The 18,068-nt window shown below is 70.5% G+C and carries 15 protein-coding genes and 1 pseudogene; 11 read left to right on the top strand and 5 right to left on the bottom strand.

Features of this window, described 5'->3' with window-relative positions:
• The first annotated feature begins 34 nt into the window (after positions 1-34).
• From ACFRFC_RS09365 to ACFRFC_RS09340, 6 genes are all read left to right on the top strand, one after another.
• Positions 35-673: a LysE family translocator gene (locus tag ACFRFC_RS09365; protein ID WP_382684460.1), complete on the top strand. Its 639-nt coding sequence runs from the start codon at positions 35-37 to the stop codon at positions 671-673.
• Between the two features lie 243 nt (positions 674-916).
• Positions 917-1,912: a LacI family DNA-binding transcriptional regulator gene (locus tag ACFRFC_RS09360; RefSeq protein ID WP_382684462.1), complete on the top strand. Its 996-nt coding sequence runs from the start codon at positions 917-919 to the stop codon at positions 1,910-1,912.
• A gap of 189 nt (positions 1,913-2,101) precedes the next feature.
• Positions 2,102-3,415, top strand: a complete 1,314-nt coding sequence (locus ACFRFC_RS09355) for an ADP-ribosylglycohydrolase family protein (RefSeq protein WP_382684464.1) — start codon at positions 2,102-2,104, stop codon at positions 3,413-3,415.
• A 71-nt stretch (positions 3,416-3,486) separates the two neighbouring features.
• Positions 3,487-4,878, top strand: coding sequence for an ABC transporter substrate-binding protein (locus tag ACFRFC_RS09350; RefSeq protein WP_382684467.1), 1,392 nt, complete (start codon positions 3,487-3,489; stop codon positions 4,876-4,878).
• Between the two features lie 42 nt (positions 4,879-4,920).
• A complete protein-coding gene (locus ACFRFC_RS09345; RefSeq protein WP_383112602.1) occupies positions 4,921-5,859 on the top strand; it encodes a carbohydrate ABC transporter permease in 939 nt (312 codons plus the stop codon).
• The gene (locus ACFRFC_RS09340; RefSeq protein ID WP_382693667.1) at positions 5,856-6,704 is read left to right on the top strand and encodes a carbohydrate ABC transporter permease; all 849 of its coding nucleotides are present in this window, start codon (positions 5,856-5,858) and stop codon (positions 6,702-6,704) included. Before ACFRFC_RS09345 ends, ACFRFC_RS09340 begins: the two co-directional genes overlap by 4 nt.
• A 24-nt stretch (positions 6,705-6,728) precedes the next feature.
• Here ACFRFC_RS09340 and ACFRFC_RS09335 read toward each other — a convergent pair whose 3' ends face one another.
• On the bottom strand, positions 6,729-8,009 hold the full coding sequence (locus ACFRFC_RS09335; RefSeq protein ID WP_382693669.1) for a M6 family metalloprotease domain-containing protein: 1,281 nt from the start codon (positions 8,007-8,009) through the stop codon (positions 6,729-6,731).
• A 380-nt stretch (positions 8,010-8,389) separates the two neighbouring features.
• Between ACFRFC_RS09335 and ACFRFC_RS09330 the strand changes: the two genes are divergently transcribed.
• Both ACFRFC_RS09330 and ACFRFC_RS09325 read left to right on the top strand, forming a co-directional pair.
• On the top strand, positions 8,390-9,046 hold the full coding sequence (locus tag ACFRFC_RS09330; protein ID WP_382693671.1) for a TetR/AcrR family transcriptional regulator: 657 nt from the start codon (positions 8,390-8,392) through the stop codon (positions 9,044-9,046).
• Positions 9,047-9,336: 290 nt separating this feature from the next.
• On the top strand, positions 9,337-10,893 hold the full coding sequence (locus ACFRFC_RS09325) for an MFS transporter (protein WP_382693672.1): 1,557 nt from the start codon (positions 9,337-9,339) through the stop codon (positions 10,891-10,893).
• A 137-nt stretch (positions 10,894-11,030) separates the two neighbouring features.
• Here the strand turns inward: ACFRFC_RS09325 and ACFRFC_RS09320 are convergent, their stop codons facing one another.
• Positions 11,031-11,549: a MarR family winged helix-turn-helix transcriptional regulator gene (locus ACFRFC_RS09320; RefSeq protein ID WP_382693673.1), complete on the bottom strand. Its 519-nt coding sequence runs from the start codon at positions 11,547-11,549 to the stop codon at positions 11,031-11,033.
• Positions 11,550-11,774: 225 nt separating this feature from the next.
• On the opposite strand from ACFRFC_RS09320, the gene ACFRFC_RS09315 reads away from it, so the two are divergent.
• Complete coding sequence (locus tag ACFRFC_RS09315; RefSeq protein ID WP_382693691.1) at positions 11,775-12,542, top strand: dioxygenase; 768 nt, start codon at positions 11,775-11,777, stop codon at positions 12,540-12,542.
• Positions 12,543-12,558: 16 nt separating this feature from the next.
• Here the strand turns inward: ACFRFC_RS09315 and ACFRFC_RS09310 are convergent.
• Positions 12,559-12,885: pseudogene (locus ACFRFC_RS09310) on the bottom strand (GNAT family N-acetyltransferase); the annotation flags it as partial.
• A gap of 207 nt (positions 12,886-13,092) precedes the next feature.
• Between ACFRFC_RS09310 and ACFRFC_RS09305 the strand changes: the two are divergent.
• Complete coding sequence (locus ACFRFC_RS09305) at positions 13,093-14,091, top strand: RNA polymerase sigma factor RpoD/SigA (RefSeq protein ID WP_382693674.1); 999 nt, start codon at positions 13,093-13,095, stop codon at positions 14,089-14,091.
• A 960-nt stretch (positions 14,092-15,051) separates the two neighbouring features.
• Here the strand turns inward: ACFRFC_RS09305 and ACFRFC_RS09300 are convergent.
• Complete coding sequence (locus ACFRFC_RS09300; protein ID WP_382693675.1) at positions 15,052-16,023, bottom strand: helix-turn-helix transcriptional regulator; 972 nt, start codon at positions 16,021-16,023, stop codon at positions 15,052-15,054.
• A 257-nt stretch (positions 16,024-16,280) separates the two neighbouring features.
• Between ACFRFC_RS09300 and ACFRFC_RS09295 the strand changes: the two genes are divergently transcribed.
• Positions 16,281-17,741 carry an MFS transporter gene (locus tag ACFRFC_RS09295; protein WP_382693692.1) on the top strand — a complete coding sequence of 487 codons (1,461 nt, stop codon included), beginning with the start codon at positions 16,281-16,283 and terminating at the stop codon, positions 17,739-17,741.
• Positions 17,742-17,970: 229 nt separating this feature from the next.
• Here the strand turns inward: ACFRFC_RS09295 and ACFRFC_RS09290 are convergent, their stop codons facing one another.
• Positions 17,971-18,024 carry a hypothetical protein gene (locus ACFRFC_RS09290; RefSeq protein ID WP_383112606.1) on the bottom strand — a complete coding sequence of 18 codons (54 nt, stop codon included), beginning with the start codon at positions 18,022-18,024 and terminating at the stop codon, positions 17,971-17,973.
• Positions 18,025-18,068 lie beyond the last annotated feature (44 nt).

Here is an 18,068-nt window from a genome sequence, read left to right as displayed (position 1 = left end):
GAAGCCGCCGGGGCACCCGTGCTTCCATGCCCCCATGGTCTCCCTTGAGCGCGTGCTGGCCTTCAGTGCCATGTCGTTCCTGCTGATAGTGATCCCGGGCCCCAGCGTCCTGTTCGTCATAGGCCGGGCCCTCGCCCAGGGCCGCCGGGCCGCGCTGACCTCGGTCGTGGGGAACACCGCCGGGGCGTATGTGCTGATCGTCGCCGTCGCGCTGGGCATCGGATCGCTGGTGGAGCGGTCGGTGGTGGTGTTCACCGTGCTCAAGCTCACCGGTGCCGCGTACCTGGTGTATCTGGGGGTCAAGGCGTGGCGGGCGCGGGGGGCGCTGTGGGACGCGGTGGGTCAGGAAGGAGACGGGAAGGGCGGGCTGCGCACCTTCTGGGAAGGCTTCGCCGTAGGAGTCACCAACCCCAAGACCATCGTCTTCTTCGCCGCCGTCCTGCCCCAGTTCGTCGACCGCGGGCAGGGGCACGTCGCCGCGCAGATGCTGCTGCTCGGGCTGGTGTTCAGCCTGATCGGCGTCGTCTCCGACACGGTGTGGGGGCTGGCCGCGGCGACCGCGCGGGACTGGTTCGCACGCTCACCGCGGCGGCTGTCCGCCGTCGGGGGCGCCGGAGGCATCGCCATGATCGGGCTCGGGGTCACCGTCGCCGTCACGGGGCGCAAGGACTGAGCCAAGTCGTCGGGGCGTGAGGGCCGAGCCCCCCGGCGCCTCTCCGCAATACGATTTGCGTCCCTACTCAAACCCCTACCCCCGCCATCGTCAATACCCGCGTCATGACGTATCGCCTGGCCGAGGAATCCGCCGCCAATGCGTGATTCACCTCTTGACATCCCCCAGAACCCGGGTTCACCGTGACTCCCACGTCATGCCAAACGTTTTGCGTGGAGGTTGTTCAAGGTGGCAGAGGTCGGGATGACAGAGGTCGCGGCACAGGCCGGGGTTTCGGTCACCACGGTGTCCCATGTGCTGTCCGGTCGCCGACCGGTCGCCGAACGCACCCGCGCCAAGGTGCTCAAGGTGATCGAGGAACTGGGCTACCAGCCCAACTCGCTCGCCCAAGGGCTGCGGCTACGGCGGACCATGACCGTCGGGCTGCTGGTCCCCGACCTGACCAACCCCTTCTACCCGATGGTGCTGCGCGGGCTGGACGACATCCTCGTCCCGGCCGGCTACCACACCCTCGTCTGCAACACCGACGGCATCCGCGAACAGGAGACCGCCTTCCTCAAGGAGATGGCCACCCGCCGCGTCGACGGTGTCGTCATCGCCCCCTTCCAGCTCACCCGCAAAGACCTGCTCGCCCAGCGGCGGACCATGCCGCTGGTCCGGCTCGGCTCCGGGCCGCTCGACGCCGACCTCGGTGACCTGGTCCGCAGCGATGACGAGGGCGGCATGGCCCAGGCCGTGCGCTATCTCCTCGAACAGGGTCGCCGGCGCGTCGCGTACATCGGCGGCCCCCGGCACGCCGGGCCCAGCGACGTCCGCGAGAACGGCTTCCGCCGCGCCCTCGCCGAGATCGGCCGTACCGTCGACGAGGACCTCGTCATCCGCGGCGACTTCACCCGCGACGCCGGCCGCGACGCCGCCGCGCTGCTGCTCGACCGCGACGACCGGCCCGACGCCATCGCCTGCGCCAACGACCTCATCGCCATCGGCGTCCTCGACACCGCCCGCAAGCTCCGGCTCACCGTGCCCGGCGCCCTCGCCGTCACCGGCTACGACGACATCGACGCCGCGTCCCTGGTCACCCCGGCCCTCACCACCGTCGTCAACCCGGCCCGCGAGGTCGGCCGCGCCTGCGGCCAGGCCCTGCTGCGCCGGCTCACCGCCGATGACGACGACAACCTCTCCGAGCCCGCCCGGGAACTCGTCATCGCCCAGTCCTTCGTCCGCCGCGAATCCGCCTGACCCGCAATATCCATATGTGGCCCACTTAATCGCCCTTCGTACCTCTTCACGCCTCTTCATGCCCCTTCGGCGCCGGGCGCGTACGCCGTACGACCTCCCGCGTACGCCGTACGACCTCCCGCGTACGTCGTACGACCCCCCACCCCCGGCACAAGAACCCCACCCCCCAACCCACCAGGAGCCCCACCCGTGTTCGAGTACGAGCCCCACGACCCCCGCACCCTCCTCCTCTTCGAGCTGGCCCAGCGTGCGGAGAGCGGCTACCTTCTCGGTGATCTCGCCCAGGCCGCCCGACCCGCCACCCGAGGTGACGATCCCGCCGTCGCCCGCGAGTTCCTCGACCGGCTCGCCACCACCACCCGTGACCCGGACTGGGCCTACGAGGAGCCCGAGAGCCTGGACGAGATCCTCGCCGTGCTGCCGGACACGCCGGTCGCCGAGGTTCCCGGGGCGGCCGAGCTGGCCGACCGGCTGCTCGGCGCCTGGCTCGGCCGGTGCGCCGGCTGCAACCTCGGCAAGCCCGTCGAGAAGGGTGACCACTGGACCGCCCAGCACCTGCGCTCGTATCTGGAACTCGCGGACGCCTACCCCCTGCGCGACTACTTCCCCGTCCTCGACCCGATGCCGGCGGGGTACGAGCTGCGGGAGTTCTGGACGTACACCACCCGCGGCCGGATCACCGAGAGCGCCCGGGACGACGACATCGACTACACGATCCTCGGGCTGCACCTCCTGGAGGAGTACGGCTTCGGGTTCACGACCGCCGATGTGGCCACGGAGTGGCTGGACCGGCTGCCGTACACGCAGACCTACACCGCCGAGCGGGCCACCTACCGCAACCTGGTGATCGGGCTCGGCCCGGACACCGCCGGGCGGGTCGACAACCCCTACCGGGAGTGGATCGGCGCCCAGATCCGCGCCGATATCTACGGGTACGTCCATCCCGGCGACCCGCGTGCCGCCGCCGAACTCGCCTACCGGGACGCCGTGCTGTCGCACACCGCGAACGGGGTGTACGGCGAGATGTGGTCCGCGGCCCTGGTCGCCGCCGCCTTCACCGCGCCCACCGCACGGGACGCCGTCGAGGTCTCCCTCACCTGTGTCCCGCCGCGCAGCCGGCTCGCCGAGGCGCTGACCTTCGTACTCGAACGGCACGCGGCCGGGGACTCGTGGGAGCAGGCGCGGGCCGGTATCGAGGAGCGGTACGGCCACTACTCCTGGGTGCACACCGTCAACAACGCCGCTCTCGTCGCGGCCGGGGTGCTGTGGGGGGACGGCGACTTCAGCGCCACCGTGGGGCTGACCGTGCAGGGCGGCTGGGACACCGACTCCAACGGGGCCACCGCCGGGAGCGTCGCCGGGATCCTCGCCGGTGCCGGGAAGGTGCCCGCGCACTGGACCGAGCCGCTGCACGACACCGCCCGCAGCGCGATCCGCGGCTTCGACGGGTCCCGTATCTCGGACCTCGCCGAACGGACCGGACGGCTGGTGACCCGCAGATGACTCCCTCGTACCGGTGGCACCACCACCCGCACCACAGCCTTCGGACAGCTCAGGACTCGGAGGTCACTCCCATGCCCGTACCGGCCACCTCACCCTTCGCCTCCCTCTCCCGCCGTCGATTTCTGGCCCTCACCGGGGGAGCCGCGCTCGGTGCCACCGTGCTGAGTGCCTGTGGTTCCGGGAGCGGGGCGGGCGGCGACCAGATCGATTTCTGGGGCGCGTTCGCCAGCAAGGACATCGAGAACTACTTCGCCCAGCACTTCATCGACGGCTACAACGACTCCGCCGGAGCCGACGCGCTCCCGCTGAAGATGACCGTCAAGCAGATCGACACCCTCGACCGGCTCACCCAGACCGCCGTCGCCTCCGGCAGCGGACCGGACATCGTCACCACCACCGGTCCGGCCCAGACCCTCAGCTATGTCAGCAACGGCAACCTCCGGCCGCTGGACGGGTATGTCGAGCAGTTCGGCTGGCAGGACGCCTTTCTGCCGTGGGCGCTCGACGTCGGACGGGTCGACGGCAAGCTCTACTCGCTGCCCAGCAACTTCGAGACCATGGCCGTCTACTTCAACCCCCGCACCCTGGAGGACAACGGGTGGACGGCGCCCACCACCCTCGCCGAGTTCGAGGCGCTGTGCGCCGACGCCAAGGGCAAGGGGCTCACGCCGGTCGGCGCGGGCAATGCCGAGTGGAAGCCCGCCTCCGAGTGGCATGTCACCTGGGTGTGGAACGCCTTCGCCGGGCCCGAGGCGCTGTATCAGGCGCTCACGGGGAAGCTGAGGTGGACCGATCCGGTCTTCGTCGACTCCATCGCGCTGCTCAAGGGATGGTTCGACAAGGGGTGGTTCGGAGGGAGCACCGACCGGTACTTCACCAATAAGTTCACCGCCATCTACGAGGACCTGGCGCGCGGCGGCACCGCCCTGTTCTTCAATGGGGGCTGGACCTTCACCGAGATCGGCGCGTACTTCGGCGAGGCGGCCGGCAACGACGCCACCTGGGACTGGGCGCCGCTGCCCACCCTGCGGGACGGTGTTCCCGCGGGCGTCTACCCGCTGTCGGTCGGCATGGCCGCCTCGGTCAACAAGGACTGTGCGCAGCCCGCCGACGCCGCCGCCGTGCTGGACTTTCTGTTCGCCCGCCCGCAGAGCCAGTTCGCCTCGCTCGCCGCGACCGGCCTGCCGCCCAGCCCGGTCAAGGTCACCGAGCAGGACTTCCCGGCCGACACCGACCCCCGGGTCAAGCGGCAGTACCTCCAGCTCAGCCAGGCCCAGCACATCGGCTACACCACCTGGACCTTCTGGCCGCCCAAGTCGGACACCTACATCTACGAGGAGCTGGAGAAGGTGCTGGTCGGCCAGGTCAGCCCCGCGGAGTACTGCGCGGGCCTGGACAAGCTGTTCCAGGAGGAGCTGAAGGCCGGCAGCCTGCCGCCCATCCCCGCACCCCAGGGGGCGTGAGCCGCCATGTCAGCCATGCCCGTCCCGAAGGGCGCGTGAGCCATGGCCGTCCTGCGCGCCGACCGCCCCAAGGCGTCACACGTGCCGCCCAGCCCGGGTGCCCGCCGCTCCAAGGTGCGGCGCAATCTCATCGGGTTCGCCTTCATGACGCCGCTGCTCGTGGTGAACATCGTCGTGATCGCGGTGCCCGCGTCCCTCTCCGTCTGGTACTCCTTCACCGACTGGACCGGGCTGGGTCCCGCCAGTTTCGTCGGGCTCGACAACTACACCCGGCTCTTCGGTGACCCGGAGTTCCGCAGCGCGCTGTGGCACAACACCCTGTGGACGGCGTTCTTCCTCACCGTGCCCATGGCGATGGGCCTGTTCGGAGCGTTCCTGCTGACCCGCGTCACACGGTTCCAGATGCTGTTCCGGGTCGCCTACTTCATCCCCTACGTCGTCGCCACCGTCGTCTCCGGGTCCATCTGGGAGAGCCTCCTCGACCCCGACCAGGGCATCGGCAACGGCCTCGCCGGCCTCGGCATCCCCTGGCTCACCGACACCAACTTCCTCGGCGACCCCGACCTCGCCCTGGGCACCGTCGCCTTCGTCAACACCTGGCAGTGGTGGGGCTTCCTCGTCGTCATCTTCCTCGCCTCCATGCAGGCCGTGAACCCCTCGCTCTACGAAGCCGCCCGCCTCGACGGAGCCACCATGTGGCAGGAGTTCTGGCACGTCACCCTGCCCGGCATCCGCCCCACCCTCATGTTCCTCGGCCTGATGACCGTCATCTGGTCATTCCTCATCTTCGACTACATCTACATCCTCACCCAGGGCGGCCCCGCCGGCTCCACCGACGTCCTGGGCACCCTCCTCTACCGCACCGCCTTCGCCAACCAGGAAGCCGGCTACGCCGCCTCCATCGGCGTCGTCATGGCCCTCATCAGCGTCATCGCCGTCTCCGGATTCCTCTGGCTGCGCCGCAAAGGCTGGGACATATGACCACCACCCCCCTCCGCCCACGCCGCATGTCCCTGGGCCGCTACGCCGTCTACGCCGTCCTGCTGCTCCTCGCGATGTTCGCCGTCGGCCCGATGCTCCTGTTCGCGTTCAACGCCCTCAAGAGCCGCTCCGCCCTCGCCGAGTCACCCCTGGGTGTGCCCACCAGCCCGCGCTGGCACAACTTCCTCGACGCCTGGCAGCAGGCCGGCATGGGCGTCGGCCTGCGCAACAGCCTCATCATCGTCACCGCCACCGCACTCGGCGTCTGCGTCATCGCCTGCACCGCCGCCTACGCGATGAGCCGCCTGCGCGTGGCGGGCTCCACCTTCTTCATCTACTACCTGCTGGTCACCACAGCCCTGCCGATCCAGCTGTTCCTGGTCCCGCTGTTCTACATGTGGACCAAGGCCGGCCTCTACGACAGCCTCCTCGGCCTGATCATCATCTACTGGGCCGTCTTCAGCCCCTTCGCCACCCTCCTCGTCCGCTCCTTCATGGTCGCCCTGCCCAAGGAGTACGAAGAGGCCGCCCGGCTCGACGGGGCGGGGGAATGGCGGGTGTTCTCCCGGGTGGTGCTGCCGATGGTGTGGCCGGGACTGCTGACCGCCGCCCTGGTCTCCGGACTCCAGGCGTACAACGAGTTCCTCCTCGCCGTCACCTTCATCCAGAGCACCGAAAAGATGCCCGTCTCCACCGCCTTCTTCGCCTTCAAATCCGGCTACACCCAGGACTACACCCTCATCAGCGCCGGCGGCCTCATCATGGTCATCCCCGTCCTCATCGCCTTCATCCTGCTCCAACGCCGCTTCATCGAGGGCTACACCTCCTCCGGCATGACCGGCTGAACCCATCCCACCGCCCGCCGGGTGTCACCCGCGTGTCACCCGCACCACCTGGTTCCCGTCCGCGTCCGCCGAGGCGACGGCGATGCGGATGCCCAGCTTCGGGTCCTCGAAGGTCTCGCCGGAGACGAAGGGCGCGTCGGAGAGTTCGGCGTGCACATTGGGGGAGCGGGTGCAGCCCCCGCTGTCCCGGCGGGAGTCGTAGACCTGCACCGGCCCCTGCCCGGTGTCGACGTCGGCGTCCACCTTGTAGATCAGGACGCCGGCCCGGCACACCGCCTCGTCGTTGCCGTCGGGGGTGCGTGACTCCACCGCGTAACCGGTGCGCGCGTCGAGGGGGATGACGACCAGTTTGGTGCCGCCGGCCCGGGACAGCGGGGTCAGGGTGTGCTCGGTGGTGCCGGGGGCGGCCGCGCAGACGACCTGGGTCGCGTCCAGCCAGCCCAGCTTCCACTTGTGCCAGCCGAGCAGATCGTTGTTGGCGCCCCAGTCCTCGCTCATGATGTCCCAGTGGCCGACCGCGCCGCCGCCCTCCTGGGTGTAGAGGTCGGGCAGGCCGAAGACATGGCCGTTCTCGTGCGGCAGCACCCGGAAGCCGGTGCGCGCGTATGAGCCGGAGCCGTCGTCCTGGCGGGAGTAGACGAAGGACGCGTTGGCCACCGGGACGCCGTCGGCGGTGGGCGCCTCCGGGTTCCCGGCGAAGGTCACCGACAGCACGGTGTCCAGCGCGGACGGGCCCGCGTTCGGGGTGACCAGCACATTCAGCAGGTCGTAGCGGCTGAAGTCGACGTCGGGGTCGGCGGCGGCCACCAGGTCCTGGACCAGCCGGCGGTAGCCGGGGTCGAAGGGGGCGCCGCGCTCTATGCCGTACTCCGCGAAGGTCCTGGGCATCCGCAGCCAGTGTGTGATGGGGGCCTCGGAGCGGTAGTCGAGGCGGCCGTAGGAGCTGGTGCGGAACCACTGGGTGGTCTGCGGGAAGAACTCGCCGTAGCGGTCCAGCGCACTGCCCTGGCCGGGCGCGTCGGGGAAGTCGACCATCAGGCTGAGCGCGCGCACGGTCCCGGTGGAGGGGGAGTAGCCGGCGGGGGTCGGCACGCCCTCGGACATCAGGACCTCGGCCCGGCCGGTGATCATGCAGGGGCCCAGGGCGGAGGAGCGGGACAGGGCGATCGGGCCCGCCCCGGCCGCCGTGGAGCCGACGGTGTGCCGGCCGGTCCCGGCCGCGGTGCTGACGGCGAAGGTCAGGGCGGTCACGGACGCGAGGGCGGCGATTCGGCGCGGGCGTATCCGGCTGCGGGACGACTGCATGCAGGGGGCCTTTCGCTCCGGAGCAGCCGCCGGCGACCGGCTGCTTCCTTGTCCTCACCCTGGGTCGAGGTGGTCGCGGGCGCGCGTTGGAGGAGACCGAACGTGGGGTTGCCGTCGGCAGGGGAGCGAATTCCGCCCGCGATAAGTTGTGACTCAGGTCACATGGATTGTCTTCGGGATCGGGAAATAACCGGGGACCTGGTCCCCGTTTAACCACGCGTACGGACGATCCGGGGACCGATTCCCCGGTTCACGCCGAGCAAGCAGAATGTCGACCGGACGTCGACCCGGACGTCGACCGGACAGAGCGCCGGACGGACCCGATACCCGACCACCCGATACCGGACGGACGGCGAGCTTCCGCTCCCGAGGAGGACACCGTGGACACCGTGATTCCCGAGCGTCGCAAGGCACCCCGGCCCCGCGCCGACGCCCTGCGCAACCGGGAGCGGATCGTCGCGGCCGCCCGGGAGATGTTCGTCGAGCACGGGGCCGATGTCCCGCTCGACGAGATCGCCCGCCGCGCCGCCGTCGGCAACGCCACGGTGTACCGGAACTTCCCCGACCGTGACTCACTGGTCCGTGAGGTGGTCTGCTCGATCCTGGACCGCAGCGCACGCGCGGCGGAACTGGCGCTGGCGGAGTGCGAGGACCCGTTCGCGGCCGTGGAGCGCATCGCGCACGCCGCCGTCGACGAACGGATCAGCGCGCTGTGCCCGATGATGTCCCACGCCTTCGACCGCAGCCACCCCGACCTGGAGGCGGCCCGGATGCGGTACGAGGGGCTGATCGAGCAGGTCCTCGACCGCGCCAAGGCGGCCGGGCAGCTGCGCGAGGACATCGGCGTCGGAGATGTGATGCTCGCCGTCGCCCAGCTCAGCCGGCCCCCGGCCGGGACGGCCTGCGTCGGCGTAGACCCGTTCGTACGCCGTCATCTTCAGCTGTTCCTGGACGGACTGCGGGCCCCGGCCCGCTCCACGCTGCCGGGAACCGCCGTCACCATGGAGGATCTGCGCCGGAGCAGCGCCGTGCGATGAGTCCGGCCCCCGGCCACAGTCACCACACCACAGACACCACAGACACCACAGACACCACAGTCACCACATCTGCCACCACATCCATCACCACATCTGCCCACCACGAACTCCCGGACATCTGTCACAAACTCCCAGCCTGATCCGTCCTAGGTCATACGCGGCTCAGATCAGGCCCGAAATTTCACATAGTCCCGGCGGATCATCGTAGATCCGTTGCTATCCATCGCTATTCATAGCCATCGGTCGCTATCCATAGCTATCCGTCACGAAGTCCCGAAGTGGGTACCTCCATGTCTGAAAGTGCCGTCAAGGCATCCGGCACCTCCGCGGTGTCCGTCCCGGATCCGGGCCGCTGGAAAGCCCTGATCTTCATCGCGCTCGCCCAGCTGATGGTGGTGCTGGACGCCACCATCGTGAATATCGCCCTGCCCTCCGCCCAGCAGGACCTGGGCATCTCCGACGGCAATCGGCAGTGGGTCGTCACGGCCTACGCCCTCGCCTTCGGCGGACTGCTGCTCTTCGGCGGCCGGATCGCCGACCTGTGGGGCCGCAAGCGCGCCTTCGTCATAGGTCTGGTCGGCTTCGCCGTGGCCTCCGCGCTCGGCGGCGCGGCCACCAACGAGGCCATGATGTTCGGCTCCCGCGCCCTCCAGGGTGTCTTCGGTGCCCTGCTCGCGCCCGCCGCGCTGTCGCTGCTGGCGGTGATGTTCACCGACGCCAAGGAGCGCGCCAAGGCGTTCGGCATCTACGGCGCGATCGCCGGTGGCGGTGGTGCCGTGGGCCTGATCCTCGGCGGCTTCCTCACCGAGTACCTGAACTGGCGCTGGACCTTCTTCGTGAACATCCCGTTCGCGATCGTCGCCGCCGTCGGTGCCTGGTACGTCATCCGTGAGCCCAAGGGCGCCCGCAACCGCGCGCCGCTCGACATCCCCGGCGTGATCCTGTCCACCCTCGGTCTGGTCGCGCTGGTCTACGGCTTCACCCGCGCCGAGTCCGAGGGCTGGGGCGACTCCCTGACCATCGGCATGTTCGTCGCCTCCGGTCTGCTGCTGCTCGCCTTCGTCGCCGTCGAGGCAAAGGTCAAGGCGCCGCTGCTGCCGCTGCGCGTGATCACCGAGCGCAACCGCGGCGGGATCTACCTCTCGCTGGGTCTGGCCGTGATCGGCATGTTCGGCCTGTTCCTGTTCCTGACCTACTACCTCCAGATCGTGCGGGGCTACACCCCGGTGCGCACCGGCTTCGCCTTCCTGCCGATGATCGTCGGCATGATCGTGGGTTCCACCCAGATCGGCACCCGGCTGATGACCCGGGTCCCGCCCCGGCTGCTGATGGGACCGGGCTTCCTGGTCGCCGCGATCGGCATGCTGCTGCTGACCCAGCTGAAGATCGACTCGTCCTACGCGGCCCTGCTGCTGCCGGGGATGCTGCTGCTCGGCCTCGGTATGGGTACGGCGTTCATGCCGGCCATGTCGCTGGCCACCCAGGGCGTCGCGCCGCGCGACTCCGGGGTCGCCTCCGCGATGGTCAACACCTCGCAGCAGGTGGGCGGCGCGATCGGTACGGCGCTGCTGAACACCATCGCCGCCTCCGCGACCACGTCGTACATCGCCGACAACATCGCGGGCGCGGGCACCTCACGCTCGGCGCAGGAACTGGTGCAGCTGCGCGGCATGGTCGAGGGCTACACCAGCGCCATCTGGTTCGCCGTGGGCATCCTGGTGGCCGCCGCGCTGATCGCCGCCACCATGGTCAACGCCGGCCGGCCGGGCTCCACGCCGGTGGCGTCCTCGGGCGACGGCGCCGAGTCCGCCGGGGACGAGCTGCCGGTGCCGGTGGTCGCCCACTGACCCGGCGCTGACTCGGCGCCGACCCGGCGCTGACGCGCCCCCGAGAGGGCGCCTGTGACCTGTCGCACGCGGGAGGAGGGGACGCCTCCCTCGTACGGCACTGAAGGACCTGCCCCGGCTCGCGCCGAGAGAGCGGCTCAGCGCAGCCAGGGCAGGTCCGCACCCGCTTCGCTCGGCTGAAGTCCCTCGGCGACGATCTGCATGATCTCGCCGAGGGACTTCTGCTGTTCCGCCGAGAGCCGCGCGAACAGCGCCTGCCGTACGGCGGTGACATGGCCCGGCGCGGTGCGGCGCAGCACCTCGTACCCCGCGTCGGTGAGCACCGCCAGCTGGCCGCGCTTGTCGGAGGGGCAGTCCTCGCGGCGCACCCAGCCGTGCTGTTCCAGCCGGGCGACCGCGTGCGAGAGCCGGGACCGGGTGATCTTCGCGTGCCGGGCCAGCTGGGTCATCCGCAGCTGCCGTCCGGGCGCCTCGGAGAGCTGCACGAGCAGCCCGTAGTAGATGTGCGGCATGCCCGCGTCCCGCTGGAGCTGCCGGTCGAGATGGTCCTCCAGCAGCGTGGTGGCATGCAGATACGCCTGCCAGACCCGCTGCTCCTCGGCGGTGAGCCACGGGGGCGCGGCGCTGACGGGGGTGGATGCCGGGACCGTGTTCATACCCCAACTGTACGGCGCCCTGCTTGAACTTTGAACAAAGTGGTCGTACGGTGGCGGCATCGGTAATGCTTTAGCTTTCAAGCAATCAAGCAATCGAGTAATCAGGCAATCAAGTGATGGAGTGATGGAGTGGTCGCCATGTCCGCCACCGCCCGCGCCTCCGGGGCCCGCGCCTCCGGGGCCCCCGCCCCCCAGGCTCAGACCCCCGCCCCCGGGCCCGCGCGCATGCCCGCCCTCTACCTCAGCCATGGCGCCCCGCCGCTCGCCGACGACCCCGTCTGGCCCGGCGAACTGGCCGCCTGGTCGGCCACGCTGCCCCGCCCCACGGCGATCCTGATGGTCTCCGCCCACTGGGAGGAGGCCCCGCTGGCCCTCGGCGCCACCGAGACCGTCCCCCTGGTCCACGACTTCTGGGGCTTCCCCGAGCGCTACTACCAGGTCCGCTACGAGGCCCCGGGCGCCCCCGCGCTCGCCGAGTCGGTCCGCAAGCTGCTGCGCGCCCCCGGCATGCCGGTCCAGGACATCCCGGACCGGGGGCTCGACCACGGCGCCTATGTCCCGCTGGTCGAGATGTTCCCGGCCGCTGGCATACCGGTCCTCCAGGTCTCCATGCCGACGCTGGATCCGGCCCGGCTGATGGAGATCGGCCGCCGCCTCGCGCCGCTGCGCGACGAGGGGGTGCTGATCGTCGGCTCCGGTTTCTTCACCCACAACCTGGCCGCCCTGCGCCACACCGGCGGCGGGGTGCCGAGCTGGTCGGCGGAGTTCGACGACTGGGGGCGGCGGGCGCTGGAGTCCCGCGACTGGGACGTCCTGCTCGACTTCCTGAACAAGGCCCCGGCCGGCCGTTACGCCCACCCGCGCACCGAGCACTTCGCCCCGCTCTTCGTGACCCTGGGCGCGGCCCAGACGCCGGACACCACGGACACCGGCCGATCGGTGATCGACGGGTTCTGGATGGGACTGGCGAAGCGGTCGGTGCAGTTCGGGTGAGTCAGGTGGGGGAGGTGAGGGAGGCCACGCCCCGGCCGCCCGCGTCCGGGGCGACATGGACGGTGACCTCCACGGAGGTCGAGTACGCGGCCTTCGGACGGTAAGAGCTGGTTGTGGCGTAACCAAGGATTTGCCGTGAGTCCGCCTGTGTGGCAACCATCAGCAGGTGCGGTCCGTCTTTCAGATGGGAGAGCAGCCAAGGACGCCGCTCTTCCGGAGTGAAGGCCGCTGTGTCGAACGTGATGGGTGTCTCAGACACATAGTGGTTGTAGAGCGCGGTGAGGGCATCGAGATCGCTCTCGACTCCCCGCCTGACCTGCACCTCTGTAGGTTCCGATGACATCCTGCCTCCCGCTGCGGCGGCACAGGGTACTGCATGATCAGAAAAACAGGGGAGCGGGTGGGAATTCTGTCCGGATTCCAGTCGTTGTTTCCATCGAATGCAGGGCACTCGGTGAAGGTACCGAGACGGTCGGGAGGCCGTGATCGTACCGAGGGTGCCGGGCATCCCACAGCCACCCGCTGACCTCACCATCGCAAGGGAGCACGCATGGCAACCCGTGCCGTCGCCCGTCGTAAGACCGCCGCCGGTGGGACTTCCGGCGCGGCAAACAGCGTTCGCGCCTCTGGCGGCGAGATCGCCGACCGCGACCTGGTCGGCATGTATCTCGACGAGATCGCGCGCACCCCGCTGCTCGACGCCGCGAAAGAGGTCGAGCTGTCCCAGACGATCGAGGCGGGTGTGTTCGCCCGCCAGGTCCTGGAGGGCTCCGAGGAGACGAAGGCCGACGCCAGCCGGGCGGAGCTGGAGGCCCTGGTCGCCGCGGGCGAGCGGGCCAAGGACGTCTTCATCCGGTCCAACCTCCGCCTGGTCGTCGCGGTCGCCCGCCGCTACCCGCGCAGCGGACTGCCCCTGCTGGACCTCATCCAGGAGGGCAACGCCGGACTGGTCCGCGCGGTCGAGAAGTTCGACTACCGCAAGGGCTTCAAGTTCTCGACGTACGCCACCTGGTGGATCCGTCAGGCCATCACCCGCTCCATAGCCGACCAGTCGCGCACCATCCGGCTGCCCGTGCACCTCGTGGAGGAGCTGGGCCGGATCCGGCGCGTGCAGCGCGAGTTCAACCGCGATCAGGGCCGGGAGCCGGAGCCGGAGGAGATCGCGGCGGAGCTGGCCTCCACGCCGGAGCGGGTCGTCGACGTCCTCGACTGGGCGCGCGACCCGGTCTCGCTGAACATGTCGGTGGACGACGAGGGCGAGACCCAGTTCGGCGACCTGCTGGAGGACACCTCCGCGGTGTCGCCGGAGCAGTCGGTGCTGACGCTGCTGCGCAGCGAGGAGCTGGACGACCTGATCGGCCGCCTCGACCAGCGCACGGCGTCGATCATCAAGATGCGGTACGGCATCGACGACGGCCGCGAGCGTACGCTGACCGAGGTCGGCAAGGAGCACGGCCTCACGCGGGAGCGCATCCGGCAGATCGAGAAGCACGCGCTGCTGGAGCTGAAGAAGCTGGCGCGGGACACCGGGTTCGACGCGGTGGCGTGAGCCACCGTGCCGCCCCGGCGGGGGAGGGCGTACGCCGGGTGCCGCGAGCCGGCGCGACGGGCCGATGCGATGCCGCTTCAAGTGGCGGGGCACCGGGAACAAACCTTCAGGGCACAGGAGTTCACACCGAGAATCAAGCCACGTCCCGACGCTTCACCCCCCCCGGCGCCGGGACTTTCCCAGAGCCGGGCTCTGCGCGCCTCCCCCCTGGCGCCAGGGCCCGGCTCCATGTCTGTGTGAGTGGGGGGCTGCCCGGGGTGGTGAGGGTGGTCGTCCGGGGATGGGGGAGTGCGGTCGCCGTGGATGTGAGGGCGGTCGCCGGGGGATGGGCAAGGGCGGTCACCGGGACGCGGCGCCGTAGCCGGGGGCGGCGGTCTGGCCACCGGGGGTGTGAGGGTGGCCGTGGGAGGCGCGAAGGCGGTCGCCGGGGACGCACAGGGCGGGGCACCGGCAAGCCTCGTCGGCGGGGCAGGGGCGTCACGGGGCTTGGCCGCCGGGGACGTAAAAGGCGGGGCACCCCGAACCTGAACCCCGGGGTGGCCCGCCGGATGGCAGATTCTGCCACAGCGGCATAGCGGCATAGCGGCGGAGTCGCCGGGATGGACCCCACCTCCAGCCGCAGCCGCAGCCGCAGCCGCAGCCGCAGCCGCAGACACAGCCGCCGGTGCCGACGACGTCCCCGGGTGGCACGGTCAGCGCCGGGCGGCCTGGTGGGTCGACCTCGGGCCGCCCGTTCCGCCCCCGACCGTAGGACAGTCAGCCCGGGCCAGCCCGCCAGCCCCCCGGGCCTGCCCCCCCGGGGTTAGCCCTGCCCCTCAGGCCAGCCCTCCCGGGGTCAGCCCTGCCCCTCAGGCCAGCCCTCCCGGGGTCAGCCCTGCCCCTCAGGCCAGCCCTCCCGGGCGGGTCATCGGCTCCGCCCCCGAATCCGCCCCCCCGACGGCCGCCCCAGCCACAGAACAGTCACCCCCCACCCCCCGCCCCCCGCACCATCCGTCCCCCCAACTCCCGCACGTACGCGACAAGTTCAGCCGGTTCCAGGATCGTGAACTCGAAGCCGAGGGTTGCCAGGCGTACCGCGAGCCACTCCACCGGGTCCTCGGTCGTGCCGCGCAGGGCGCAGCGGTCGGCGGCGAGGGGCTCGGGCGGGCCCATCCACGCCGGGAGCTTCACGGTCACGTCCTCGGCGGAGGCGGCGAAGGTGACGGCGTAGTCGTACGACGGACGCTGCCCCCTGATAGAGCGCCGCAGGTACTCCGCCGCGTCGCCGGTAGGCGGTTCGCGGGGTGTGAAGCGGGCGCCGGTGGCGAAGGGGTCGCTCACCCGGTCGACGCGGAAGGTGCGCCAGTCCTCGCGGTCGATGTCGTAGGCGACGAGATACCAGCGGCGGCCGGTGGAGACCAGTCGATGGGGTTCGGTGAGCCGTCGGGACCCGGTGCCGTCGCCGGAGCGGTAGCCGAACCGCAGCCGCTCGTGACCGGCGATGGCGGAGGCCATGACGGTCAGTGTCTCGGGCGCGATACTGGCGCCGTCGCCGCTGGTCAGCGGGGTCGTCGCGGCCTGGAACGTGGCCACGCGATGCCGCAGCCGGCCGGGCAGCACCTGCTCCAGCTTGGCGAGGGCACGCACCGACGCCTCGTCCACGCCCTCCACCGCGTGCCCGGCGCCGGCCCGCAGCCCCACCGCGATGGCCACCGCCTCCTCGTCGTCCAGCACCAGCGGCGGCATCGCCTTGCCCGCGACCAGCCGGTAACCGCCCTCGGAACCCATGCTGGCCTGGACGGGATAGCCGAGGTCACGCAGCCGGTCGATGTCCCGGCGGACCGTGCGCCGGGAGACCCCGAGCCGCCCGGCGAGTTCTCCGCCGGGCCACTCGCGGGGTGTCTGGAGAAGGGAGAGGAGCTGGAGCAGCCGTGCCGGAGTGTCCGTCGTCATGAGTTCGAGGATGCCTGATCACTAGGACATGATCTGGCCTAGTGGACCCATAGCTTTAGCGCATGATCTCCACGGACAAGACCGTCAGCAGTCCCGACCCAGAGAGCGCAGGCAGCCCAGCGGCCACAGGCAGCCAAGAGGCCACAGGCAGCCGAGAGGGCACAGGACGCCAAGGGGCCACCGGCACCACAGACAGCACAGGCACCCCGGAAAGCGCCGCAGGCGACCGGCGGCGCTGGTTCGCGCTCGCCATCGTGATGACGGCGGCCTTCATGGACCTCGTGGACGTCACGATCGTCAACATCGCCATCCCGTCCATCCAGCGCGACGAGGGCGCGACTTTCAGCCAGATCCAGTGGATCACCGCCGGGTACGCGCTCGCCTTCGCGGCCGGACTGATCACCGGCGGACGGCTCGGCGACATCTACGGCCGCAAGCGGATCTTCCTGATCGGCGTCGGCGGCTTCACCGTCGCCTCCGCACTGTGCGGGCTCGCCGCGAACCCGGAGATGCTGGTCGCGTCCCGCATCCTCCAGGGCGCGACGGCGGCGCTGATGGTGCCGCAGGTGCTGGCGATCGTGCACGCCACCTTCCCGGCGCACGAACGCGGCAAGGTCTTCGGCCTGTTCGGCGCGATCGTCGGCCTGGGCGCGGTGTCCGGTCCGCTGCTCGGCGCGCTGCTGACGGAGTGGAACCTCTTCGGGCTGGAATGGCGGCCCATCTTCCTGATCAATCTGCCGGTCGGGATCGCGGCGCTGATCCTGGGCGGCCGGTTCATCTCCGAGTCCAAGGCGCCGCGCGCGCTGCGGCTGGATCTCGTCGGTGTCGTCCTGGTCACCGCCGCGCTGCTGATGCTGATCTACCCGCTCACCCACGGCCGCGAGAACGACTGGCCGGCCTGGGGCTTCGTGTCGATGGCGGGCTCGCTCGCGGTGTTCGCCGCGCTGGTGGCGTACGAGCGGGGCAAGTCGGCGCGGGACGGCTCCCCGCTGGTCGAGCTGTCGCTGTTCAAGGTGAAGAGCTTCGCGGCCGGGATCGCCGTACAGACCGTGTTCGGTGTGGTGATGGGCGTGTTCTTCCTGGTCTGGACGCTGTACATGCAGGTCGGGCTGGGCTGGACGCCGCTGCGGGCCGGGCTGACCGGGGTGCCGTTCTCGATCGCCGTGTCGGTGGCGGCGGGGATCTCCGTGCAGAAGCTGGTGCCGAGGTTCGGGCGCAAGGTGCTCCAGGCGGGCGCCGCGACCATGGCCGCGGGCGTACTGATCTACCTGTGGGAGTCCGGGCGTTACGGGCTGGACATCGCGCCCTGGCAGATGGCACTGCCGCTGATCGTGATGGGCGTCGGCATGGGCCTGATCGTCGCCCCGCTGACCGACGCGGTGCTGTCCGAGGTGCCGCGCGAGCATGCGGGCGCCGCGTCCGGGCTGGTCAACACCGTGATGCAGATGGGCAACGCGCTCGGCCTCGGTCTGGTGTCCGTCGTGTTCTTCGGCGTGATCGACGACCGGTCGGCGCCGGGCGCGGACGGGAGCGGCGGGCTGGGAGCGGCGTACCTGGACGGCTTCCAGCAGGCGCTCGGCTGGGTGGCGGGGCTGATGGCCGTGATCTTCCTGGTGATGTTCGCCCTGCCGAAGCGCTCCGCGCAGCATGTCGAGGGCGCGTCCGGCCCGGAACCGGCGGAGGCGCGAGACGGGGCCGAGCCGGAGTTGGTCCACTGAGCAGCGGAGGACAGGAGGGGAAGGGGCCCGGCGCGCGGGGGAGGCGCCGGGCCCCTCGGCCGCGTCCACGCGGATGGCTGAGGAACCTATGTGGGCACAGGCGCAGGCGAACGGACATCTACGCACCGGAGCGGCAACAGGCGATCGGAGATCCTCCGGCTAGCCCGGGACGGCGGCCGGGTGCACGGCGGCGCGATACGGCTGGGGCTCTCGTCGGCGCTTCGGAGAATCAGGCAGTGAGGTGCGCCACGAAGCTCCGCCACTGCTCAACGGGGAAGGTCAGCGAAGGCCCTTGGGGATTCTTGGAGTCCCGGACAGGGACGATGC

Source organism: Streptomyces sp. NPDC056734, assembly GCF_042790455.1.
In the GTDB taxonomy this organism is placed as follows: Bacteria; Actinomycetota; Actinomycetes; order Streptomycetales; family Streptomycetaceae; genus Streptomyces.
The sequence above is the reverse complement of the archived record's forward strand: the minus strand, read 5'-3'. Positions and strand labels throughout refer to the sequence as shown.